Origin of the sequence: Xanthomonas sp. CPBF 426, from assembly GCF_903989465.1 — a bacterium.
Taxonomy (GTDB): Bacteria; Pseudomonadota; Gammaproteobacteria; order Xanthomonadales; family Xanthomonadaceae; genus Xanthomonas; species Xanthomonas euroxanthea.
Window position 1 is genome coordinate 2,454,996 of record NZ_LR861805.1, and the last position, 22,766, is coordinate 2,477,761.

Annotated in this window: 19 protein-coding genes and 2 pseudogenes; 9 read left to right on the plus strand and 12 right to left on the minus strand. The window is 64.6% G+C overall.

Going from position 1 to position 22,766, the window contains the following annotated elements; genetic code table 11:
- The first annotated feature begins 300 nt into the window (after window positions 1-300).
- Window positions 301-987, plus strand: a complete 687-nt coding sequence (locus H7A87_RS10460) for a thermonuclease family protein (RefSeq protein WP_119128752.1) — start codon at window positions 301-303, stop codon at window positions 985-987.
- Between the two features lie 168 nt (window positions 988-1,155).
- Here H7A87_RS10460 and H7A87_RS10465 read toward each other — a convergent pair whose 3' ends face one another.
- The 5 genes from H7A87_RS10465 to H7A87_RS10485 form a co-directional block, all read right to left on the minus strand.
- Window positions 1,156-1,524 carry a response regulator gene (locus H7A87_RS10465; protein ID WP_104582620.1) on the minus strand — a complete coding sequence of 123 codons (369 nt, stop codon included), beginning with the start codon at window positions 1,522-1,524 and terminating at the stop codon, window positions 1,156-1,158.
- A gap of 1,326 nt (window positions 1,525-2,850) precedes the next feature.
- Window positions 2,851-3,531, minus strand: coding sequence for a glycosyltransferase family 2 protein (locus H7A87_RS10470; RefSeq protein WP_119128751.1), 681 nt, complete (start codon window positions 3,529-3,531; stop codon window positions 2,851-2,853).
- The gene (locus H7A87_RS10475; protein ID WP_119128750.1) at window positions 3,528-4,124 is read right to left on the minus strand and encodes a class I SAM-dependent methyltransferase; all 597 of its coding nucleotides are present in this window, start codon (window positions 4,122-4,124) and stop codon (window positions 3,528-3,530) included. Before H7A87_RS10475 ends, H7A87_RS10470 begins: the two co-directional genes overlap by 4 nt.
- Window positions 4,121-4,882 carry a PIG-L deacetylase family protein gene (locus tag H7A87_RS10480; RefSeq protein WP_119128749.1) on the minus strand — a complete coding sequence of 254 codons (762 nt, stop codon included), beginning with the start codon at window positions 4,880-4,882 and terminating at the stop codon, window positions 4,121-4,123. The genes H7A87_RS10475 and H7A87_RS10480 overlap by 4 nt, the downstream gene beginning before the upstream one ends.
- The gene (locus H7A87_RS10485) at window positions 4,870-5,865 is read right to left on the minus strand and encodes an acyl-CoA dehydrogenase (RefSeq protein ID WP_180496623.1); all 996 of its coding nucleotides are present in this window, start codon (window positions 5,863-5,865) and stop codon (window positions 4,870-4,872) included. The genes H7A87_RS10480 and H7A87_RS10485 overlap by 13 nt, the downstream gene beginning before the upstream one ends.
- Before the next feature lie 410 nt (window positions 5,866-6,275).
- On the opposite strand from H7A87_RS10485, the gene H7A87_RS10490 reads away from it, so the two are divergent.
- The 3 genes from H7A87_RS10490 to H7A87_RS10500 all read left to right on the plus strand — a co-directional run bounded on the left by H7A87_RS10490 (window position 6,276) and on the right by H7A87_RS10500 (window position 9,612).
- Window positions 6,276-6,782 (plus strand): helix-turn-helix domain-containing protein, encoded by a 507-nt coding sequence (locus H7A87_RS10490; protein ID WP_104582727.1) that lies wholly within the window; start codon window positions 6,276-6,278, stop codon window positions 6,780-6,782.
- Window positions 6,779-8,473: an FAD-dependent monooxygenase gene (locus H7A87_RS10495; protein WP_119128748.1), complete on the plus strand. Its 1,695-nt coding sequence runs from the start codon at window positions 6,779-6,781 to the stop codon at window positions 8,471-8,473. Before H7A87_RS10490 ends, H7A87_RS10495 begins: the two co-directional genes overlap by 4 nt.
- A gap of 110 nt (window positions 8,474-8,583) precedes the next feature.
- Window positions 8,584-9,612 (plus strand): Gfo/Idh/MocA family oxidoreductase, encoded by a 1,029-nt coding sequence (locus tag H7A87_RS10500; protein WP_119128747.1) that lies wholly within the window; start codon window positions 8,584-8,586, stop codon window positions 9,610-9,612.
- A 123-nt stretch (window positions 9,613-9,735) separates the two neighbouring features.
- Here H7A87_RS10500 and H7A87_RS10505 read toward each other — a convergent pair whose 3' ends face one another.
- Both H7A87_RS10505 and H7A87_RS10510 read right to left on the minus strand, forming a co-directional pair.
- A complete protein-coding gene (locus H7A87_RS10505) occupies window positions 9,736-11,997 on the minus strand; it encodes a methyl-accepting chemotaxis protein (protein ID WP_180497012.1) in 2,262 nt (753 codons plus the stop codon).
- Between the two features lie 365 nt (window positions 11,998-12,362).
- A complete protein-coding gene (locus H7A87_RS10510) occupies window positions 12,363-13,304 on the minus strand; it encodes a LysR family transcriptional regulator (RefSeq protein WP_197942513.1) in 942 nt (313 codons plus the stop codon).
- Between the two features lie 210 nt (window positions 13,305-13,514).
- Between H7A87_RS10510 and H7A87_RS10515 the strand changes: the two genes are divergently transcribed.
- The 3 genes from H7A87_RS10515 (at window position 13,515) to H7A87_RS10525 (ending at window position 15,509) form a co-directional block, all read left to right on the plus strand.
- A complete protein-coding gene (locus H7A87_RS10515; RefSeq protein ID WP_197942514.1) occupies window positions 13,515-13,790 on the plus strand; it encodes a hypothetical protein in 276 nt (91 codons plus the stop codon).
- Entirely contained in the window at window positions 13,787-14,995 is a 1,209-nt protein-coding gene (locus H7A87_RS10520; RefSeq protein ID WP_104648757.1) for an MFS transporter, read from the plus strand. Before H7A87_RS10515 ends, H7A87_RS10520 begins: the two co-directional genes overlap by 4 nt.
- Before the next feature lie 205 nt (window positions 14,996-15,200).
- Complete coding sequence (locus H7A87_RS10525; protein ID WP_119128871.1) at window positions 15,201-15,509, plus strand: hypothetical protein; 309 nt, start codon at window positions 15,201-15,203, stop codon at window positions 15,507-15,509.
- A 108-nt stretch (window positions 15,510-15,617) separates the two neighbouring features.
- On the opposite strand, the gene H7A87_RS10530 is transcribed toward H7A87_RS10525, so the two are convergent.
- Complete coding sequence (locus H7A87_RS10530; RefSeq protein ID WP_232087842.1) at window positions 15,618-16,139, minus strand: GNAT family N-acetyltransferase; 522 nt, start codon at window positions 16,137-16,139, stop codon at window positions 15,618-15,620.
- Between the two features lie 191 nt (window positions 16,140-16,330).
- Between H7A87_RS10530 and H7A87_RS10535 the strand changes: the two are divergent.
- Window positions 16,331-18,420: pseudogene (locus tag H7A87_RS10535) on the plus strand (M13 family metallopeptidase).
- A 167-nt stretch (window positions 18,421-18,587) separates the two neighbouring features.
- On the opposite strand, the pseudogene H7A87_RS10540 reads toward H7A87_RS10535, so the two are convergent.
- A pseudogene (locus H7A87_RS10540) lies at window positions 18,588-18,745 on the minus strand (AraC family transcriptional regulator); the annotation flags it as partial.
- Window positions 18,746-18,880: 135 nt separating this feature from the next.
- On the minus strand, window positions 18,881-19,750 hold the full coding sequence (locus tag H7A87_RS10545) for an NmrA/HSCARG family protein (RefSeq protein ID WP_119128745.1): 870 nt from the start codon (window positions 19,748-19,750) through the stop codon (window positions 18,881-18,883).
- A 143-nt stretch (window positions 19,751-19,893) separates the two neighbouring features.
- Between H7A87_RS10545 and H7A87_RS10550 the strand changes: the two genes are divergently transcribed.
- Window positions 19,894-20,769 (plus strand): LysR family transcriptional regulator, encoded by an 876-nt coding sequence (locus H7A87_RS10550; protein ID WP_104648760.1) that lies wholly within the window; start codon window positions 19,894-19,896, stop codon window positions 20,767-20,769.
- Window positions 20,770-20,812: 43 nt separating this feature from the next.
- Here the strand turns inward: H7A87_RS10550 and H7A87_RS10555 are convergent, their stop codons facing one another.
- Both H7A87_RS10555 and H7A87_RS10560 read right to left on the minus strand, forming a co-directional pair.
- Window positions 20,813-21,727, minus strand: coding sequence for a universal stress protein (locus H7A87_RS10555; protein WP_104648761.1), 915 nt, complete (start codon window positions 21,725-21,727; stop codon window positions 20,813-20,815).
- A 14-nt stretch (window positions 21,728-21,741) separates the two neighbouring features.
- Window positions 21,742-22,650: a bestrophin family ion channel gene (locus tag H7A87_RS10560; protein WP_104582611.1), complete on the minus strand. Its 909-nt coding sequence runs from the start codon at window positions 22,648-22,650 to the stop codon at window positions 21,742-21,744.
- Window positions 22,651-22,766 lie beyond the last annotated feature (116 nt).

Here is a 22,766-nt window from a genome sequence, read left to right on the forward strand (position 1 = left end):
TCCAGAGATACACATCTACAAGGAATGACACCTTGTCCGTTACCTCGGGCACACCGCGTGTGCCCGGCCTTGAATGCGGCGGTTTGAACGTGATTCGATGAACGCCCCATGCCATGGCCTTCTCGCAGGCCGCGGCAAGGGATAGGCAGCGCCTTCCCATTGGCATACAGTGCCGCCCCGCGTCGCTTGGTCGATGCGGGCACCAGCGCGATGGAAGCCGGTGAGCCAATCGGCTAGACGCTGTCACCCAGGCAAGAACAGACGGACCACGCTCTGCCGATCACCCGAGGCTTGTTGTTGATGTTGTCCAGATGTTCGGTGGTTGTTGTTGTTGCGCTGTTCGCCTCACCCGTTATCGCAGCAGAGCTGGTTGGCCGGGCAACCGTCACCGATGGTGACACCATCACGCTCGCGCAGAAGCGTATCCGCCTGTGGGGCGTCGATGCCCCCGAAAGCGCGCAGCAATGCACCAGCGATACCGGCAGCGCGTGGCCTTGCGGCCGGCGTTCCGCCGCTGCCCTGGATGGCTATCTGCGTGACAAGACGGTTCGCTGCCAACCCAAGGATACCGATCGCTACGGACGGGTCGTTGCCGAGTGCTACGTGCAGGGACAATCGGTCAACCGCTGGATGGTGCAGTCCGGTTGGGCGGTGGCCTACCGCGAATACGCCACCGCGTTTGTCGCCGACGAACGCACCGCGCAGCAACAGCGGCGCAACCTCTGGGCCGGCACCTTCCAGATGCCAGCCGACTACCGTCGCGGCAAACGCAACCAATCGGCACGGCGGGCTCAGGCGGCAGCACAGACGCAGCTGCCTTCGCACTGCGCCATCAAGGGCAATATCTCGAGCAAGGGCAGCAAGATCTTCCACATGCCCGGGCAACGCGACTACCAGCGGACCAGCATCTCGCCTGCGAAGGGCGAGCGCTTTTTCTGCACCAGCCAGGAAGCCATCAATGCAGGCTGGCGACGTGCGGCAAGATGATGCCGGGCAGCGATCGGGGACCGATCGTGATCCACGGATTCCACGACGACGGCGATGGTTTCACCGGGTTGTCGCGATCGATCGATCCGGTCTGCGCAATGCCCCTGCCTTGAAACCTGCGCATGCTCGATCAGGACGAGGGTAGGGTTGCCTCGCCAGCCGCCCACGCTAGTGGCCGACGAATGCCTCGATATTCTGGACCAGGCTGCGGCGATTGTAAGGCTTGCTTAAAAACATCGTCCGGCTGGGCAATCCCTTGGGAGAATGCCCTAACCCCGATGTCAGGATTGCCGGCAGATTGTTGCCGTCGGCACGCAGATACGAAATCAGGCCGTATCCATCCAGGAGCCCCGGCATCTGAAGGTCGGTGAACACGAGCGCTATCGCAGGACAATGATCGATTTGCTCCAGCGCACCTTGGGCATCGCTGGCAGTCACGACCGCATAGCCACTTTCGGTCAGCAACAAGGTGGCGATCTCGAGGGTATCGGCATCGTCCTCGACAATCAGGATCAGTTTTTCGTTGTGAGAGCCCATAACGCAGTTTTCCGAAAATGCATGCACCACACTACGTTTCCCACGCGAAAAACGCGTGATCGATTCGGCCACACTGAACAGCGCGCAGGATTTTCCCGTCCATCGCTCTGGGCGAGTCGTCGAGCCGTTGCTGGATTCCACCAGGGAAGTGCCCTGGATGGACGCGTCAGCGACGTCAACGTGCATGCATTGGCATATCTGGCGCGTGTCGATGGCGCCTGTAGTGGGGCGGCTCCGGGCAGCATGATGGCCAACGCGGTTCAGGCGACACGTGCAGCAAGCAGTCGCTGCCGCCGAGCGCGGCGCGTTGCCGCAATTCTGGGCCGGATCTACAAGTGCAGACGGCAGTGGCAGTGTTGAGTAGTGGCGCAAGCCACGTTGTGCAACGCTGATGGCCGGATCAAGGGCGTACGGGCAGTCAATCGCAGCATCATCCACCGGCAACCACAGCAGGCGCTACGCCCACGCAGCGACATGCAGACGCGGGCCGCGTCTGCAACCAGGCACGATGCACACCTTGCGGTCGCTACGCACGAACCAGCGCGTGTGGGTACAGCCGCCTGGCTTCCAGGCATCAAGGTCGAGCTGGAGATTGCATGGCCACGCAGGGTCTGACCAAGCGAACGTGCGTAGCACGGCGAGGCGGTTGCTTAACCGTTGGTCGGTGTCGTCCTTACCCTGAAACAACGTGCTGGCCGGCAGCAACGCTGCCTGGTTGACGACATCAGACATGCCGGAAACAGCTAGACGCTCTCGAGAATGCCCAGCGGCGTCACCGTGCATCGGTCCATCCATTGTCTGGCGTAATGGTGCGCGGCAAGCTGCGTGTCGAATCGCACTGCATGTCGTTGGCCGTACAAGGTGATTCCATCATCGAACGACACCAGGATCTCCGGGGAGAAAACGCCGTCCACCGGAAACGTATGTGCAGTCAATCGGTAACGACCGATTTGCCGAAACATCGTGGGGGCCATCATAACCTCGGTAGCGGCAGTGGCCGCCTTGCCGGTTGCAGTCAGTCAATACGCAGTTGCACCTTGATCGCTATTTTTTCAATATGCAAGCGATATGGAGAATAATCTGCAGGCGGCAATGGAATCAAAAGAACGCGACCGCAATAGTATATGCACAGCCCGCTTATACAGATAAACATAGTGTCTTGTGGAGCGGCAGCTGGCGGTGATCGAACTAGCGATCAGCGGGATAAACTGATTTATCTACGCTGCCTGCAAACGCGATCGCTTCCAACGTGGGCAAGCGATCGATACGGGCTGGCGGTTCGGCTGCTTGCTGTCGCATGACGTGGTCCGGCACTCGGCGACGATACTAATTACCCAGCACCGGCTCGCCTGCCAGCACCGCCATCTCCAGGCGCGCCAGATGATCGCTGAATCCGCCGGTCGCGCGGGCGATACGGCGTGCGCTGGTATTGACGACCGGCTTGACCAGGCGGGCAATCTGCATGCCCGCACGCTCCAATGCCGACACCAGCGCCACGTCTTCGCTGCACTTCAGCGCAGAGAAGCCACCGGCTGCTACGTAAGCGGCCACACTCATGCCCAGATTGGCGCCATGCACATGCGGGTGACCGTCGCGACGAATTTCCTTGACCAGGAAGGCTTGCCGTGTTTCGGGGCGGAAATCGTGCCAATCGGTCACTTCCACCACGCCACAGAACACATCGGCGGCGCAATCGAGCTGCGCCGAGAGCCAATCCGGCGGCACGCAGGTATCGGCATCGGTAAACGCAAGCCAGCGCGCCCCGCGCGCGATCGCGGCCGAGGCCGCCGCTGCACGCGCAATGCCGACGCCCCCGCAGGTAGTAACGGTTCTTGCGCCATGCGCGCGGGCGATCGCGCCGGTGCCGTCGGTGCAGCGATCAAGCGCGACGTGGATTTCCACGCGCTCTCCACACAGGTGCGGGTGCGCGGCTGCCACCAGAATGGACTGCAGGCAGTCGCCGATCAGATCTGCTTCGTTATGCGCCGGGATGGTGACCGCGATCATCGCAGTTGCTCCTGTTGCGCAATCGATGGGCCCGACATCCAGGCCTGCAGCACGAAGTCCGCGTCCTGATAGACGCACAACGTGTCCATTGCCAGTGCCTGATTCAGCGCGCCGTGGACCTGCTCGGCGCTGCGCAACGCACCCTCGAAGGCATGCCGCCAGTGACACGCCACAAGGCAGCCCCGGGCGGTGAGCGAGCGGGCGAACAGCGCGATGGTTTTTTCGAACGCCGGAGCTTCGAGGTAATAGCCCACCTCACTGAAGACAATCAGGTCGAACAGACCCTCCGGCCAGTCCGACGGGTGCGCCGCCTGTTGCAGCGTGACCGCAGGCAGCCCCTGCACGCGCGCGCTCGCCAGCTCGACCGCCTGCTGCGACAGATCCGTGGCCAGCAGCGTGTCGCAGCGCGGTGCCAGTTGCGCGGTCAGCTCGCCGTTGGAACATCCAAATTCCCAGCCACGCGCGAACCTTGCGTAGGGCAGGGCACCGAGCAGGATGTCGCGCTTGCGCTGCTCGTACCAGCGCGAGCGATAGCCGAACGGGTCTTCATCGGCATACATCTGCTCGAAGTGCTCAACGCTCAGCACCGTCATCGGATGAATACCTCAAACGGCCGCGCAAAGCGCTCCAGCACCGACGGCGGCAGAATCGGGTCTGCAACCGCCGGCGTGCAATGGCCCAACTGGGTGGCAAAGCAGGCGATGGCATCCTGCTTGGCACGCAGCACTGCAGGCGCCAGATCCAGGCGCACCGCAGAGCCATCGCCAAATACGGCGTCTTCCGGACGCGCCCAATGCCACGCCCAGACCGGGTATTGCAGACGCCGGGCAGACTGCGCCTTGCACGCGGCACGGGTCGCACGCGACGCCGCCTCATGATCGGGATGGCCATCGCGCTCCCAGGTCACCAGCACCGTGTCCTGCGCAGTGATCAGACTGCCGATGGTTTCTGCCATGCGCGCTTCGGACGCTGCCAGCGCACCATCGCCCAAGGCGAGGTGGATCAGTGCGCTCGGCAATACGCCCAGCTGCTGCGCCGCTGCATCCAGTTCTAGGCGCCGCGCCGGGCCCAGCACCTGCGGACGCCAACCGGGTTCATCCGGATAGGCCTGCTCGCCGTCGGTCAACGCGATGATCAACACCGGCATGCCGGCGGCACGCGCGGCAGCAATCAATCCGCCACAGCCGAGCACTTCATCGTCCGGATGTGGCGCGACCACCACCAGGCGCTGGCTGCCTTGCAGCAGCTGCGGCAGGGTGACGCGTGGCAGCGCACTCAGAAACGGCGCGGCGCGCCATGCCGCTTCCGGCGTGCCTGCGCCTTCGATGGGCCGCCCGGCTAGATCTTCCATGGCGATGCCTCCTGCTGGCACAGCTCGCCCAAGGCCTGCAGGTCGCGTTCGGCATGATGTTGCCGAATGAATACCGACACGTCGGCGCAGCGCTGCGCATGTGCGCGGTTGTTGCACAACGGCCCTGGCCCCAATGCGCGAGCGACCCGGTCCAGCGTATCGCGTGCGACCGCTTCGACCACGCTGCGGACCTGCAGGACGCCACGCAGATGTGCCTGCTGCGGCTGCGCATCGATGCGCGAGGCAAGCTGACGCAGCAACGCAGCGGCAGATGCCAGGCCTGCATCGATGGCGCCCAGATGCGCGGCCGCGTGCGGGTCCTTGCTCAGGCGTGCAGAGGCGCGCAGCACATCGGCAACTGCGGCGGTGGCGCCGAACCAGCACGCAGCGATGCCGGCGCCTCCATGCCAGAAGCCAGGTCGGGTCAGATACGCGTCGGCCGCGCCGATCTGCCGCGCCGGCGTATCGGAGAAGCGGACATTGGCCGTCTCGATGCCTTGCATCCCCACTGCCTGCCACGCACTGCTGTCGATCTGTATACCGGGCTGATCCAGTGCCACCGCAAACAAGCAACTGCTGCCTGCATGGGACGTGGTCACCAGCGCATGCGTCACCTGCGCGGCGCCGGAACACCACGCCTTGGTACCGCTGAGCGTCTGCCCGGAAAAACGCATATCGGACCCCGGCGGCTCGGCCGCCCACACCGCCCAGCGCTGTGTCGGCGTCATGATATCCACGCCCAGGTCGGCGCAGATGGCCTGTGCGTCGTAATGGGCTTCCAGCAACTTGGCCATGCACAGGTCTTCTGCCGCGATATCGGCCAGCGTCTGCCAGCGCTCCAGGGTGTGGCCGCGTCCGGGAAGCGGCAGCGTGGGATGTGTGCGGAGCCACCTGTCCGCAACCGAATGCTTGAGCCCGTCATTGACGGCTGAATCCGTGCTCGCCGTGAAGGCAAGGGTGTTCGATGAAATACGTGCGCTCATTCAAACAAGCTAAGCAGCACACGGTGCAAGGGGTGTGACGCGTGATGCGGGTTCTGGACCAGCGAAGCGAGCAGAAGTGCAGGCAGATCGTCACACCTTGCCGGGCGGATCGATACGCTGGAGACCGTTTCGTTGTGGCCGAACGTGGCGCCGCTGACGCGTCTGTATGCATGACCAGCCAGGCTCAGCAGCGCTGTCCAGTGCAGTGTTTGTCCATCTGAGTCGCGTCGCAGGCCATAGGGCGACACTGTGACGCACGTGCCTGCCTGCGTGCTCGACACCAGCACCCTGCAATGTCGCTCGGGTTCGGGATGCAGGAAGCGTCCACGTGTGCAGAACAGCCGCAGCAACCGGCGGCGGACTCCATTCGATAATTGACAACATCCTGTCAACTGAGCAGCATGCTGCGGATGAGCACCCAAGACGATTTACTGGCTGTCCGCAACCTGGTCATCAAGATCTTCGAAACCAACGGCCGCCTGGTCGAGACCGGTAATGCACTGGTGCGTTCGGCCGGGCTGACAACCGCGTGGTGGCAGGTGCTGGGCGCCCTGGGCTATTCGCCGATGCCGCTGCCGGTGGCGCATATCGCGCGCAACATGGGCATCACGCGGCAGGCGGTGCAGCGCGTCGTCGATCTATTGCTGGAGCAGGGATTTGTCGCGCTCCAACCCAACCCTCATCACCAGCGCGCAAAGCTGGTGGTGCTCACGCGCATGGGCCGCGCTGCGCTGGACGCCGCCGAAGCCGCCGCCGCTCCGCTCGACCAGCGGATGCTGGATCGCATCGGAGCCAGGCGCGTGGCAACCGCGCTCGCGGTGCTTGGCGAAATGAACCAGGTGATGGCGCAGGACCTCGCTGCGCCGACCGCGCGCGCCGAGGCAGCACGCATTTCCCGAAGAAAGGGCAAGCCATGAACACTGCCGTGCACCGCGATGTCGACACCGACGTCATCATCGTCGGCGGTGGCCCGATCGGCCTGACCACCGCCTGCGCGCTCGCCCATCACGGCGTCGACTTCCGTATCGTCGAACAACGCGTGCATGCCAGGCCGCATTCGCGCGCCAACAATCTCTGGGCGCGGCCGCAGGAGCTGCTTCACAGCATTGGCATCCGCGATGCGTTGGCGGAAAAGTCGTATCGGATCACCAAGGTCAGCACCTTGCTCAATGGGCAGACCGTCGACCCGGTCGACATTGCCGATGTCCCCAGCCCGTACGCGCAGGTGCTCTACAGCGGCCAGGACGTCATCGAAACCGTCCTGGCCGAGCAGCTCGCGGCGAAAGGTGGCAGCGTCGAGCGCGGCCGCAGGATGGTCGGCTTCGAACAGGATGCCGACGGTGTCACCGTCACGCTGGCAACATGCAGCGACGATCACGTCGATGGCCCGACCGAGCAACTACGCTGCCGTTACCTGATCGGCGCCGATGGCGGCGACAGTGTCGTGCGCAAACAGCTCGGGCTGGATTTCGAGCCCAAAAAGTTGCCCAACCGCATGAACCGGCAGGTGGATGCCAAGCTGCGCTGGCGGCGCTCCACCGATTTCGATCAACTCTGGTTTTTCTATTACCCCAAGGGTTTTTGTGGTGTCTTGCCGGTCTGGGGCGGCTACCACCGCCTGTTTTTCCTGGCCGATGACGCCGGCATCCCGGAACGCGACCCGACGCTGGAGGAAATGCAGGCCATCGCGCGCGAGGTGACCGAGGACCCGACACTGACGTTGAGCGATCCGATCTGGCTGACGCACAGCCGCTTCCAGCATGGCACTGCAGCGCAGTACGCCAAGGGGCGCGTGCTGCTGGTCGGCGACGCCGGCCATCGCACCTTGCCGATCGGCGGGCAGGGCATGAATGCAGGCCTGCACGATGCGATCGGCCTGGCATGGCGGCTGGCGATGACCTTGCAAGGCAAGGCCGCGCCGGTGGTGCTCGACTCCTACGATGGGGAGCGCGGCGGCGAGCACCGTGCGCTCGACGCGCGACAAGCGCGTGGCTTCCACACCAGCGTCTACCGCGGCCCGGTTACCGATGCAGCCATGGGCATCGCCGCCAAGCTCATTCCCACCATCGGCACGCTGATTCAGGGCTCGGACGATCTGCAGCAGTTGTCGGTGGCCTATCCGCAAAGCCCGCTCAACGACGATCATCTCGGCGGCCTGCGCGAACTGCTTCAGCGCCGCGTCCCGCACTGCGGCGACCGCGCACCCGATGCGGCAATCGTCGCTGCCGATGGCAGCTCGACAACGCTGTTCGCACATCTCTACAACCCGGATGGATGGAGCTGGGGATGGTCGCTGCTTGCCTTCGACGGGCGGCAGCCCGATGCCATGCCACGGCTGCGCCTGGCGCTTGCCGAGCTGGACACATGGCCGTGGGTGCGGCCCAGGCTCATCCTGGCCGCAGCCGTACCACAGCCCGACGATGCCACCGCATTGTCGGACCTGGATGGTGCCGCGCATGCCGCCTACGGCATCGCGGACACCAGCGCGCTGATCCTGGTGCGGCCGGACGGCCACATCGCCTTCCGCGGCCGTGCCGATGCGCCGGAACTGCTGCGCGCCTACTGCGAACGCATCTTTGTCACGGCGGTGCAGGGCGCTGCAGGCTGAGCCTGCCGCGTCCCGTCCGAACCGGCCGATGCCGGCGCGCAAGCTGGCACCACCAGGAACGCTGATCCCGCTTTGTTAGGATGCGCACCTGCGACCCAGGAGCCAAGCGCATGCCGCCAACCGTGTTTCCCGAGCCCGAGCTGTTCCTGCCGGAGCGCGGCGAGCCGTCGTTGCGATGGGGTGTGCTGGGACCTGGAGCAATCGCCTCCGCGTTCGTGAGCGCGCTGCGCAGCCATACCAGGCAGCAGCCATTCGCGGTGGCCTCGCGTACGCGTGCGCATGCCGAGGCCTTTGCAAGAACGTGGGCGATGCAGCGCGCCTATGACAGCTACGCAGCGCTGGTCGAGGACCGCGATGTCGATATCGTCTATATCGCCACCCCGCACAGCGAACATCTGCAACATGGCTTGCTGGCGCTGCGCGCGGGCAAACATGTGTTGATCGAAAAGCCCATCACCACGCGCGCCGACGATGCGCGCGTGCTGGTGCAGGAGGCGCGGCAGCGCGGTCTGTTCCTGATGGAAGCCATGTGGAGCCGCTACCTGCCGCACACCGCGGTGCTGCGACAACTGCTGGCCGATGGAGCGCTGGGCGAGCTTCGGCATGTGTTTGCCGACCTGAGCCAGCGCGGCCCCGGCGATGCCGCGCATCGACAGCGCAATCCTGCGCTCGGCGGCGGCGCGCTGCTGGACCTGGGCGTGTATGCGGTGCAGCTCTCCTCGATGATTCTGGGCGCACCGACCGCGATCGCGACGACCGGCGCGCTGACCGACACCGGCGTGGATGCCTTTTCGACCATGGTGCTGTCGCATGGCGGCACCGCGCAATCCACGCTGATCAGTTCCATCGTGGCCCGCAGCAGCTCCAGCGCCTATGTCACCGGCGGCCGAGGCCGCATCGATCTTGCCGGCGAGTTCCATAACCCGACCCCGCTGAGCCTGGTCGGCAACGACCACGCCAGCACGCCGGCGGTGTGGAGGGATCCAACCGGAATCACCGGCTACGCAGGCCTGTCGTGGCAAGCGACAGCCGCCGCGCGCTACATCGGGGAAGGGCGCACGGAATCGCCGCTCCATCCACTGGACGAAGTGATCCAGATCATGACCACCCTGGATGCGGCGCGCGCGCAGCTGGGATGACAGGCAGCGTTCTGCCTGGGCACATCCTCTCGTCTGGATTGCATCGCCTGGCGCGTTGGGCCGCAGGTTCGATCCCCAAACGCAAACGGCCCGGACGAGCCGGGCCGCTTGCAACGTGCGCGATCAGAACTCCTGCCAGTCGTTTGCATCGTGCGCAGCGCCTGCGGCCACCGGCCGGTTGACTGCAGGTGCCTGGCGTAGCGGGTTTTTGACAGCAACGGCGGGGCGGCCAGCAATCACGCGGGGCGGTGTCGCAACCGGCGTTGCCGGACGCGTGGTGCGTGTGCCGTCGTCGCTGATCTTGAACACCGACACTGCCTGGGTCAGCTGCACGGCCTGTTCTTCCATCGAGCGTGCCGCCGCGGTGGCTTCTTCCACCAGCGCGGCGTTCTGCTGCGTGGTTTCGTCCATCTGCGTCACGGTGGTGTTGACCTGTTCGATGCCGGCCGACTGCTCCTGCGATGCCGCGGAGATCTCGCCCATGATGTCGGTCACGCGCTGCACGCTGGCCACGATCTCGGCCATCGTGGAGCCCGCCGTATGCACCAGCGTCGAGCCTTCGGCGACCCGCTCGACCGAATCGTCGATCAGGCTCTTGATCTCCTTCGCCGCCGCGGTGGAGCGCTGGGCCAGCGTCCGCACTTCCGATGCCACCACGGCAAAGCCGCGGCCTTGCTCGCCGGCACGTGCTGCTTCCACCGCCGCATTCAGGGCCAGGATGTTGGTCTGGAACGAGATGCCGTCGATGACGGAGATGATGTCGGCAATCTTCCTGGACGAGGCCTCGATACCGGCCATGGTCCCCACGACCTTGCTCACGATCTCGCCGCCTTGCGACGCCACGCCCGCCGCACCGATCGCCAGCTGATTGGCCTGGCGGGCGTGTTCGGCATTCTGGCGCACGGTGGAGGTCAGCTCTTCCATCGAGGCGGCGGTTTCTTCCAGGTTGGCGGCCTGCTGCTCGGTCCGCTGCGACAGGTCCTGATTGCCGGCGGCGATTTCGCTGGCGGCGGCATTGATCGACACGGCAGAGTGCTGGATGCGGCCGACAATCTCCGCCAGCTGCGCGGCAGTGGCGTTGGCGTCGTCACGCATCTGCGCGAACACGCCCTTGAAGTCACCGGTCATCCGTGCGGTGAGATCGCCTGCGGCGATGGATTGCAGCAGCGACGACAGCGATTGCAGGTTGCCGTCGGCAGTGGCCATGAGCTGGTTGAGGCTATCGACCATCACATGGAAGTCGTATTGAAAACGCTCGGCATCGCCACGTGCGCTGAAGTCGCCATTGGCCGCAGATTGCGCCAGCTGCTTGATCTCGTGGTTCATCGCAGACAGGTTGGCCTTCACCTCGTCCATGGTCTGCGTCAGCACGGCTTTTTCGCCGGGCAGGCGCTCCATGCTCTCGCTGAGGTCGCCGATCGCATAGCGCCCCATGATGCGTGCCAGGTTCGCCTGCACCGCCAGGTGCGAAGCCACCAGCGTATTGGTGTCACCGGCCATGCGGCCGTAGTCGCCAGGAAACGCCGTGGCGTCGATGCGGAAACTGGTCTGGCCATCATCGTGGCGCCTGGCCATGTCGCTCTGCGCGCTGAGCAAGGATTGCAGCTGCGTCTGCATGCCACGCATGGCGCGCAGCAGCCGGCCGGCTTCATCCCTGGCGTCACTGTCCACGTCGTTGTCCAACTGGCCGTTGGCAATTGCCTCTGCGGCCCGGGTTGCGCGTGCCAGCGGCTGGGTCAGGCTGCGGGTGATGAGCCAGGCGAGCAGGCTGCTGATCACCACCACGGCAATGCCACCGCAGATGATCAGCAGCTTGCCGCGATTCATCGACGCCACGGCGTCGGCGTAGGCTTGCTGGCTCTGGCCTTCCTGTCGCGTCACCAGCTCGCGGATCTTGTCCTGCCATGCCATCGTCGCCGGGCGCGCTTTTTCGCTCAGCAAGGCCTGCGCGGGCGCATTGTCGTTTTGCGCGGCCAGCGCCATGACCTGATCGTTGATCTTGCCCGAGATCGCGCGTCGTTCGTCCATCTCGGTGCGAATCTTGCGACCTTCCTCGGAGCTGGGCAGCGTATCGAGCTTGGCCCGCAACTCGTTGTAGCGCTGGCGCTGCGCCTTGATGGTGGTGAGCGCTTCGTTGTTGAGTTCATCGCTGGTGGCCATGGCATAGGTGCCAAGCGCAATCAGGATCGATGAGTTGGCATCCAGCATGCCGTTGCCGATCTGGATCTTGGCCATGCGGTCGAGCACGATGAAATCGAATTGCTGTCTTGCGTTGGCCAGGGTGACCAGGCCGGTTGCCACCAGCAGGCTCGACAGCAGGATCAGGGCACCGAAGGCGATGCCGAGACGGTGGCCGACGTTATAGCGTTGCAAATAAGCAGTCATGCGGGTCGTCCTGATGTCCAGTGGGTGGCACCGGCCGGCACCGCGTGATGTTCGCGTGAATGCCTCGGCAACGTGATAACGACGCGACAAAGGCAAACTTAAACCTTCCGCTCCAGCCCGCATTTAGCTGATATTTTCGTTCACGCAGGTCAGGGAAAAACCGACTGGCGGCGCCGCGAATATCCAGATGACAATGCTGACGTTGCTTGCCTCGATACCGCGCTCTGTCTTCTGTATAGTCTTATCAGACGACTACCACGGCAGACAGCCCTGTGCGGGAGATCGCGTCGTCTGCTTCAAAGCGCTTTGTACCGCGTGCAGAGCGAGCCACGTTGCAGTACCGATACGCCGCGAATCGTGCCGCCTCATCGCCTGGCTCGCTTGCGCGGCTTGCCTGTGTCGTTGGGGAACACGCGGGCACTGAGAAAGTCGACAAACGCGCGTACCTTCGGCGATGGATGCTTGTTTGCGGGCCACAGCACGTTGAATACGCCGGTCCGCTCGACGTGATCCGCCAGCACTGGCAGCAGGCGTCCGTCTGCAAGCAGATCGCCGATAGCAAAGTCCGGCAGGCAGGCGATCCCCAGCCCCCGTGCTGCGAAATGCACGCGCGTTTCGATGTTGTTGCAGATCATCGCAGTGGGCAGCACCAGCTCGGTGTCATGCCGTCGCAGGCGCAGCGGCCAGGTTTCCAGCTTTCCCGAGTTCGGGGAGCGGTAGTGCAGGCAGGCATGCTGCAGCAGATCGCCTGGCAGACGTGGCATCCCGCGCTGTGCGAGATAATCGGGTGAGGCGACCAACATCATCTGGAAGCGGCCAAGGCGCCTGGCCGACAGACGCGAATCACTCGGCTCGCCGGTGCGCACCACCGCATCGAAGCCGTCTTCGATCACGTCCACCATCCGTTCGCTGAAATCCAGGTCCAGTTCGATCTCGGGATACTGCCGCATGAATTCAGCGAGCACCGGCAGCATCAGCGAACTGACCAGCGGCAGGCTGACGCGCAGGCGCCCGCGCGGTGTCGCGACCGCCTGCGACAGTTCCAGCTCCGCAGCCTCGATCTCGGCAAGGATGCGGCGGCTGCGCTCCAGAAACAGCGCGCCTTCGGCGGTCAGCGTGACGCTGCGCGTGCTGCGATGGAACAGACGTACGCCGAGCTTGTCCTCCAGCCGCACCACGCGCTTGCCGACCGCCGAGGCGGAGACGCCCAATAGCCGGCCCGCCGCCACGAAGCTACGCGTTTCGGCGACCTGCACGAACACCACGAATCCGCTGAGACTTTCCACTGCATTCCTGATTACGGACATCCACGTCCGCACACTCAGGAACTCTACCCCAGTTTTTCTGCAATCAAGGGCTGTCTAACCTGCACGCACCCGTCACTGACAACCCGTTTCCTCATGACCACTCCCCCCATCTCCACGGTATCCGGACCTCGGCGCTGCCGTGTCATCCATTCGCATCGAAGCTGTCGTGCAACAGGCACTGGACGCTCAGCGCCTGGTCGGAGCGGTTAGATGGCACGCGATCAGACAGATGGCGCTGCACTGCCGGATCTACCAGGCGTTGGCTTTGGACTGGGCTTCTCGGTCTTGCGTGACCCTGTGCTTGCCGCGTCGCCCGAGTCCGCAGGTAGCTGGCGGTGTGAAGGAGCCTTTGGTCATTCCTGGTGCGTGGACCGGGCGGCAGGATTGAGCGTGGTCGCCTTCACCAATCTCTACGAAGGCATGTCGGGCCGCTTCGTCACCGATCTGCGTGATGCGGTATGTGCGGCAGTGGGAGCAGGGCAGTGAGGTCGTCTCGCAACGACCGCCTGCCGCTGGCATCGCTGCTGGCACTGGCCATGGCGGCGTTCATCACCATCCTCACCGAAGCGCTGCCCGCAGGCTTGCTGCCGCAGATGGCAAACGGCTTGCAGGTCTCCGAAGCCTGGGTGGGGCAGACCGTGACGATCTATGCGATCGGCTCGTTGATGGCGGCGATTCCCTTGACCATCGCCACGCAGGGGATTGCTCGCCGTTCGCTGCTGTTGGCTGCCATCGCCGGCTTCGCCATCGCCAATACGGTCACGACCGTGTCCACCATCTATGCACTGACGATGCTGGCGCGCTTTCTGGCCGGCGTCTCGGCCGGGCTGCTGTGGGCGCTGCTGGCGGGCTATGCCGCGCGCCTGGTGCCTGCCCATCAGAAAGGCCGTGCCATTGCGGTGGCGATGGTCGGCACGCCATTGGCACTGTCGCTGGGCGTGCCGGCTGGCGCGTTTCTCGGCACCTTGGTGAGCTGGCGTGTCTGCTTCGGCATCATGAGTGTGCTGGCCTTGCTATTGATGGTCTGGGTGCGCCTGCAGCTGGCGGATTTTGCAGGGCAGGCCAGGGACAGGCAGCAACGGCTCGGGAGCGTGCTGATGCTGCCCGGCATTCGGTCGGTGCTGCTGGTGGTGCTGGCCTTCGTGCTGGCGCACAACATCCTCTACACCTATATCGCTGCGTTTCTGGCGCAGGCCGGCATGGCCGAGCGCATCGACCTGGTGCTGCTGGTGTTCGGCGGCGCGTCCGTAGTCGGCATCTGGATCGTGGGCGTTCTGATCGACCGCCATCTGCGCGTGCTGACGCTGATCAGCATCGGGCTGTTCGGCGCTGCGGCATTGGCGTTGGGCCTGGCTGGCGACATGCCGGCCACCGTCTACGCGGCAGTCGGGGCGTGGGGCCTTGCCTTCGGCGGCAGCGCGACCCTGTTTCAGACGGCGCTGGCCACCTCGGCGGGCGCCGATGCCGATGTCGCCCAGTCGATGCTGGTCACCGCCTGGAATACCGCCATCGCCGGCGGCGGTCTGGTCGGCGGCGTCCTGCTCGACCAGTTCGGCGTACGCGCGTTTTCGCCCGTGCTGTTGGTGCTGCTTGGCGCCACGCTGGCGGTGGCATGGGCCGCCAGGCGGCAGGGCTTTGCCGCGCCGCACGCCCGTGCATCGGTGCGGCCTGCGGTCGGCAGGCAAGCCTGAGCAAGCGGCCGCGTGGATGGTGCTGATGTGGTTGAGGTGGTTGAAGCGGCCACAGGCTCCTGACCCGTAGCGGCGCACGGCAGGCTTCCACGCGATGGCGCTGCGGCCGCTGAACCGCTACCGGACGCGGGCCGCTCCGGGTGTCGGCTCGCGCGCCATCACCGACTCACTCCGCCACGACGCCCCAAGGCTGATCATGCTCGCCATGAACAGCAGTACTCAGATCACCGCCCGAACGATCACGGTCACCCCGGCAGGCACAGCATCGGCTGGCAGCGAGGTCGTGGTGCAGTTGTCGGCCAGCCCGGACCCGCGCTGGCAGGCATGTTTCAATTTCGTCGTGCAAGGCCGCGATGGTTTCTTCCTGCAGGGCAGGCCGGTATTCGACAACGCGAGCTTTCACGGTGTCTTGCAGGCCGGGCGAGCCGAGGCCTTTCGCCAAGAGTTGCCGGATCTGCTGGTATCAACCGCTGCGCTCGCGCGTGCCCAGGTGAACAAGGACGCGGCGCGGTAACCGGGCTGGGTTGCCCGGAAGAACTACTTAAAAGCCGTACTCGCTGGATCAATTGGTGACCAGCCTGAAAAAGCGGCACGACGGCGAATTTACGTGTCTACACGCCGCTCAAGCTTCCCTGAGCGGTAAACAATCTGGTGGCGGTGCAGACCGGACGCCACTTGTAGACCTTGCACAGGACTGCAGGTCGAGTGTCATGTCCCACCGCTCCAGTCCGGGCGCATAGCCATCTACTGTCACCTGATGCACGACGAAGCCGAAGCGGGCATAGAACTGCTGGGTATGTTGACTCGTATCCAGTACCACGCGCCGAACGTGCGGCATCTGGCGCAATGCGTCGAGTCGGGCCAGCAGTAACTGCGTGCCCACGCCGCGGCGGTGCAGGCTCGGATGGACCATGCCCCAGCACAAGCTTGCCGTGATGCCATCGGCATTGATCGCATAACCGGCACCGCCAGCGATCTCGTTACCGCGCTCGAGCAGTTGGTAATGCCATGCCGTGGCGTGCTGGATCAGGAAGCCGGCGAAGTCGACGCGCTCCCCGGCGCTGAAGAACGCCGGCACGTTCGCGTCGAAGAGCGCCATGCACGCATCGAAGTCCCACGGTTGATACGGCCGAATCTTGTCCATGTGCCTAGTCTGCCTCAGACCCGCAGGCGCCATGGACCGGCATGACATTCAAGTCGCCGATCGATCGCAATCCGGCGCCGCCGTTCTCGTAACCGCCTAGGGAACAAGGGCCGAACCTCAACAATGCTCAAGGCGAAGGGCCACCCGGTAGTGTTCGCTTATGCTCGTGTTTCCTCATTGGAAGTCCGGTCATGCCGCCGTTGAAGACGTCCACACTCGCTCTGGCTCTATTGGTGGTCCTGCCTGGCTGCAAGCGCACGCCTGACGCGGCCCCACCTGCGCCTGCCGCAGCAGCGGCGCCGGTTGTCACCAATGCCAAACCCGCGTTCGATGTCGGCGAGCTTGATCGCACAGCGGATGCTTGCCAGGACTTGAACGCGTTCGTCAACCGGCGCTGGCTGAGGCAAACCCGATTCCGCCCGACCGCACAAGCTGGGGGACATGGGAAATACTGGGCGAGCAGAGTCTGACGCTGCAGCATCACATCGTCGAAAACGCGGCAATGCTGGCCGACAAGCAGGCCGATCCGGTTGCGCGAAAGATCGGCATGCTCTATGCCGCGGGAATGGATGAAGCCGCAAGAGAGGCCGCAGGCTACACGCCCATCCAGGCAACGCTGGACGAGATCGCTGCATTGAAGTCCGGGCAGGAAGTTGCCGACTACATCCGTCGTCGGCATGCCGAAGGCGACGGGCAACTGTTCGTCTTCGGGGCGGTTGCAGACTTCCGCAGCGCCGACATGCAGGTTGCATCCGCCGATGAAGCCGACTCGAGGTTGCCGACCCAGGACTACTACACCGCCGCCGAGTATGCCCCCATCCGTCAGGCCTATCTGGCCTATATCACCAGGTCATTTGAGCTGACCGGCAGTCCTCATGACGTGGCCGCGGCACAGGCCCGCGATGTCCTGGCGTTCGATTCCCGATTGGCTGCCGCCAGGCTCACACCGGTAGAGGCGCGCGAACCGCACAACCAGTTCCACTTCGTCACGATTGCCGAAGCCAATAAAATCACCCCGCATTTTCCATGGAACAAGTTCTTCGAAACGCAGGGCGTGGATTTCGGGTCCGGCTTCTCGCTTTCGCAGCCGCGCTACTTTGCTGCATTGGACCGGCAACTGGCCACCGCGCCCATAGAACAATGGCGCGCCTACCTGCGTTTCAGCGCAATTGACAATGCCTCCAGATATCTCAGCAAAGCATTCGTCGACAACAGCTTCGAGTTCTACGGCAAAACCCTGGCAGGGTAGACAGAACAACGGCCGCTGTGGAAGCGCGTATTGCGCACGATCGACGACGAAATGGGCGATGGTCTTGGCCAACTGTACGTGCAGAAGGTGCTGACGGCCGAAAGCAAGCAACGCGCCAAAGAGATGGTCGAAAAGATCCATGCCGCGCTCAAGGTCCGCATCTAGAACGTCGACTGGATGAGTGCCCAGACCAAGGCAAAGGCACTTGCCAAATGGAACCTGTTCCTCCCGAAAATCGGCTATCCGGACACGTGGCGCGACTGGACCGGGCTGGAGATCGTTCCGGGTGCCTATTACAGGAACATCCAGGCGACATCCAAGTTCAACTATCACTACGACATCGCGCAGATCGGCAAGCCGACCGATCGCAAGCGCTGGACGATGACGCCGCAAACCGTCAATGCCTACTACGATACCAATACCAACACGATCAACTTTCCTGCCGCAATCCTGCAACCGCCATTCTTCGATGCCAACGCAGACGATGCATTGAACTACGGCGCGATCGGCGCACTGATCGGTCATGAGGCCACGCACGGTTTCGATGATCAGGGCAGCCAATTCGACGGCGCGGGCAACAATGTCAATTGGTGGACGCCGCAGGATCGCAAGGCCTTCGATCGACGCGCCGATCAGCTTGTCAAACAGTTCGACGCGTATACGCCGCTGCCGAATCATCCTGCTGTCCACGTCAATGGTCGACTCACCCTGGGCGAAAACATCGCCGATCTGGGCGGGTTGAATGTCGCTTACGATGCATTGCAGGCGGACCTGCGCGCGCATCCCGAGCGCGCCGTCAGCATTGATGGCTATGCTCCGGAGCAACGCTTCTTCCTGGGATTCGCACGCTTCTGGCGCGGGCAGGTGCGTTAGCAGGCAACGCTGGTCGAGCTGGTGAGCGACTTGCATGCACCTTACGCGCTGCGCGCCATTGCCGCGCCATCCAATATGCCGCAGTTCGCGACCGCCTTCTCCTGCAAGCCCGACGACAAGATGGCGCGCCCAGTAAAGGACCGCGTGGTGATCTGGTAGCCGCCTGCACCAACGTCCAGTACCTGGCAGCCGGACAGGCCCGTAGCACGGCACACCTGTCCAGGTTTTGATCAAGGCCACGCTGCCGGTGTCTTCCAGAATCGTGTTGCTGGAGAAGCTTGGCGCGCAGGGCCTGTCGCGGACGATGGCTGGATTGCGTGGAAGCCGCTTACGACGCGTGCCGTGTCCTGTGATGGTGGCACACGAAGCCGCACGCATATTCGCGGCTGAATTGCGTGGCGCTTTCGTCGCCCACCTCCATTGCCGCGGTAGTGACGCTGGCACCATGCCTGATCAATAGCCGACGTGCCTGGCGGATCACGCGCATCGATGCGCAGCTCGCGTAACCGGTGGCGTCGTTGTGGAGGGACGCGGGCCACTTGTGCACGTCTTGCAGACGACGCGTTCTGCGGTGCGCAACAAGCGGAGGAATCCCCCGCGTTTGTTGCGCCGCCTATGCTCATGCCTGAGCCGTCGCCTCGCGCACGAAGTCTGCATAGCTGCGCAGCGGTCGCCCCAGGATGGCCTGCAGTTGTTCCACCGTGCCGTCGGCCGCCTGCATGCCGTGGATCTGGATGCCGGCCATCATCAGGCGCATGTCGTAGGCCAGCCACGATGGGCCATAGGCAGCCAGCTGCGCTTCGAAGGCGGCCACGTCATCGCCCGCGTAGGCGATCTCGCGGCCAAGCGCCGTACTCCAGACCTTCGCCGCGGACGCGCCCGTCACTGCATGTGGTCCGACCAGGTCGAGCGTGATGCGCGCAAGCGCGGCAGGTGCGCGGTCGCGTCGCAGCAATTCGACCACCGCGATGTCTGCAATATCGCGCGCATCGATCATGGCCACACCGGCCGCGCCGATCGGCATCGGGTAGATGCCGTACTGCTGGATCGTCTGCTGGATCACCGCTTCGTTCTGCATGAAATACGCAGGACGCAGAATCGTCGCAGGAATGTCGAGGCTTTCGATCATGCGCTCGACGGTGTGCTTGCCGGTGAAGTGCGGCACGTTGGTGAACTTGTCGGCATGGATGACCGACAGGTACACGATGCGCTCGATCCCTGCATCCTTTGCCAGGTTCAGGGCGATCAACGCCTGCGTCACTTCGTCGGGAGTGACTGCATTCAACAGGAACAGCGTGCGCACCGACGACAACGCGGCACGCATCGACGCGACGTCGGTGAGATCTGCGATCACTTCGGTGACACCTGTCGGAAAGGCGCGCTTGCCAGGCTGGCGAACCAAGGCCCTGACCTCTGCGCCTGCGTCGGCAAGGCCCTGGGTCACGAGGGAACCGATGGTGCCGGTGGCACCGGTAACGAGAATGCTCATGTGAATCTCCTGCTGTGGATGGAAGGGTGCATCAGCGCGACATCTCCGCAGCGACTGGCGTTGCGGTGAGGAGACGATAGGCCGTTGCATCGCCAATACGAAGACGCCAGGATGTAGATGCCCGGTTTCAAAAATGGAACACCATGGATCTCAATGCATTGATCGATTTCGCGCTGGTCGCAGCCAACCAGGGCCTGGGAAAGGCCAGCCGTGCCAGTGGCAGATCCAAGGCCACCTTGTCGCGCCGCATCGCCGAGCTGGAGGAGCAACTGGGCGTGCGGCTGGTCGAGCGCAGCGCACGTGGCCTCAGGCTCACCGAGGCCGGGCAGCTGCTGATGGACCGCACCGAAGTGCCGTTGAGCGAGGTGGCCGAGGCCATGGCAGCCGCACGCGAAGGGCTCTCGACCCCGCGCGGGCGCTTGCGGGTGGCATCGCCGGTGCTGTTCTCGCAACTGGCGATGGGACGCATTGGCGCGGAGTTCTGTGCGGCCTATCCGGAGATCACGCTCGAGGTGGTGGCAGAGGACCGCACGGTCGATCTGGTGGAGGAGCAGTTCGATGTGGCCATCCGGATCAATCCGAGCCCGGACAGCAGCCTGGTCGGGCGCTGCTTCGCCAGGGATCGGCTGGTGGTCGTGGCCGCACCCGGGATCGCCATGCCCACCGGCGGCGCAGTCACGCCGATTCCCGCCGTGGTGATGTCCAGCTTCCAGCCGACCACATGGACGCTCGATGACGGGCGTCTGGTCCTTGAACCCGTGCCAAGACTGCGGTTTTCCTCGTTCCTGATGGTCCGCGACGCAGCGATGGCCGGCGGCGGCGTGGCCCTCATTCCACAGTCGATCGCATGGAACCAGCTCGCGCGTGGCGAACTGCTGCAATGGGGCACCATCGCCGGCGTGGAGCCGGCGCTGTGGGTGTTGCACACGTCCAGGCGCCTGGCTGCCCCGAAGGTGCGCGCCTTCGTGGACTTCATGTGCGACAGGTATCCGGATGCGTCGCTTGTGTTGAAGGGGTAGGGCGCTGGACCTCGCTTGCGCTGGCCAGGCGCTCGCCCAGCTCTCACATGCGCAGCAGCCGCCTTGCCAGGCTACGGCCGGGCGCTGTGCCTGCCTGGTCGGCATTGCTGCCGAGGATGGGGCGACGCAGATGCGGCGGCGGCAGGCAGATCAGCACGCACGGCGTTTTCGCCAGGGCGGACTGCAGCGAGGAGCGCCAGACGCCGCGGCGGACGACGGCGTCGTGTTCGACCACCAGCACATCGGCGCAGGCGCGTTTGAGCAGGCCGGCGATCTCGCGCCGCGGGTTGCCGACGGCCACGTGGATGCGCACGCGCAGGTCCTCGTCGGGCAGTTGCTGGACCAGGTCGCCGAGCCAGCTGGCGGCCGCGTCCTCGCCCAATGGCTTGTCGTGGAACAGGCTGTCCACCAGCAGGCCTTCGCTGATCTCCGGCACCACGTGCAGCAGGTGCAGGTCGGCGCCGCGGCGGCGTGCCAGTGCGGCGGCATCGCGCAGCGATTCCAGGCTGGTTTCGCGGCCGGTGATCCAGCAGGCCACATGGCCGCCGACCGCCCCGTCGCGCGGGATCGCATCGGCATACGGCAGGGTCAACATGGGCGTGGCCACGCGCTGCAGCACGCGCGCGCGCAGCGAGACGTGCAGCGGGCGCGGCAGGCCGGTGCGTTCGGACGGCGGCATGATCAGCAGCGCGTCCTCGCGGCTGCGGCAGAACGAGACGATGCCGGCGGCGGCAGGGCCACCGGCGAGTGCGCGCTCGCAGCCCGGGTAGTTGGAGGCCTCGGCAAAGAAGGAATCCAGCGACTGCTGGGCCTGTGCACGCTTGCCCTTGGCGTGCACGTGCAGGATGGTCAGGCGCGCGCGCAGGCGGTCCACCAGTTGCGCCACGGTCGGGATGGCGGCATGGCAGGTCTCGGAAAAATTGGTGGCGAAGATCAGCTGGGTGGGGGTGGTCTGCATGGCGGGCTCCGTGGTCAGTAGATGAAACCGTCGATGGCGCGCACCTCGCGCAGTGGCACGCGCTGGCCCAGCATCTCGCGCAGGGTCAGTTCGATGCCGCGCGACAAAGCGGTCATCGGGGTGTCGTGCACGGTGTTCTCGAACGGGTCTTCGATGGCGCTGCTGGCGCTGTCGATGGCGATCAGGGTGAAGCTGATCAGCACCGAGGCGATCGGCATGGCCAGGCCCATGCCGGCGATCAGGCCCAGCGGCACCAGCCAGCAATACATGTTCACCAGCGTGCGCGGCAGCGAGGAGAACTGCCGTGGCAGCGGGGTGTTCTTGATGCGTTCGCAGGCGCCCTGGATATTGGCCAGCGTGGTGAGGTTGGCGTCCAGCGACGACCAGCGCAGGCTGTCGAGCATGCCCCAGTCGCGCGCCTGCTGCAGTTGCTGGCCCAGCCGCAGGGTCAGCGCGTTGGGGATGTTGGCGTAGCCGCGCAGCTCGTCGGCGCGTGCCTGGCCGAGCAGCCCGGCCAGCTCGGGAAACGGATTCTGTCGGCGCAAATGGCAGCGCAGGGCGTGCACGAAGGCGACCTGGTGCACCACGATGTCGTCGCGCAGCGTGGCCTGGCGCGGGTCGGCAGCATCCACATCCAGCGCGGTCAGGGCCTGGCGTGCGATGGCGCGCGAGGTGTTCACCAGCGTGCCCCAGAGCTGGCGCGCTTCCCACCAGCGGCCATAGGCCGCATTGGCGCGGAACGCCAGGAAGATGGTGAGCGCCGAGCCAAGCTGGGCCAGCGGCAGGGCTTCGATCGACAGCCACTGCCAGCCGAAGAAGGTGTACAGCACGGCCACCGCGCAATCGAACGCCAGCAGTACCAGCAGGCGCTTGTAGGTCTTGGGCCAGATGCGTCGCAACGGAAACGTATCGCGGGTGATCATGGGAAGGGCAACATGGACGTGGGGTAGGGGCATTACACCCAGCCTCCACGGTCGTGTCTGCCATCCTTGCGCCAGCGTTGGACAGTGCACGCACCGTCCGAACGATGCGGGCGGGC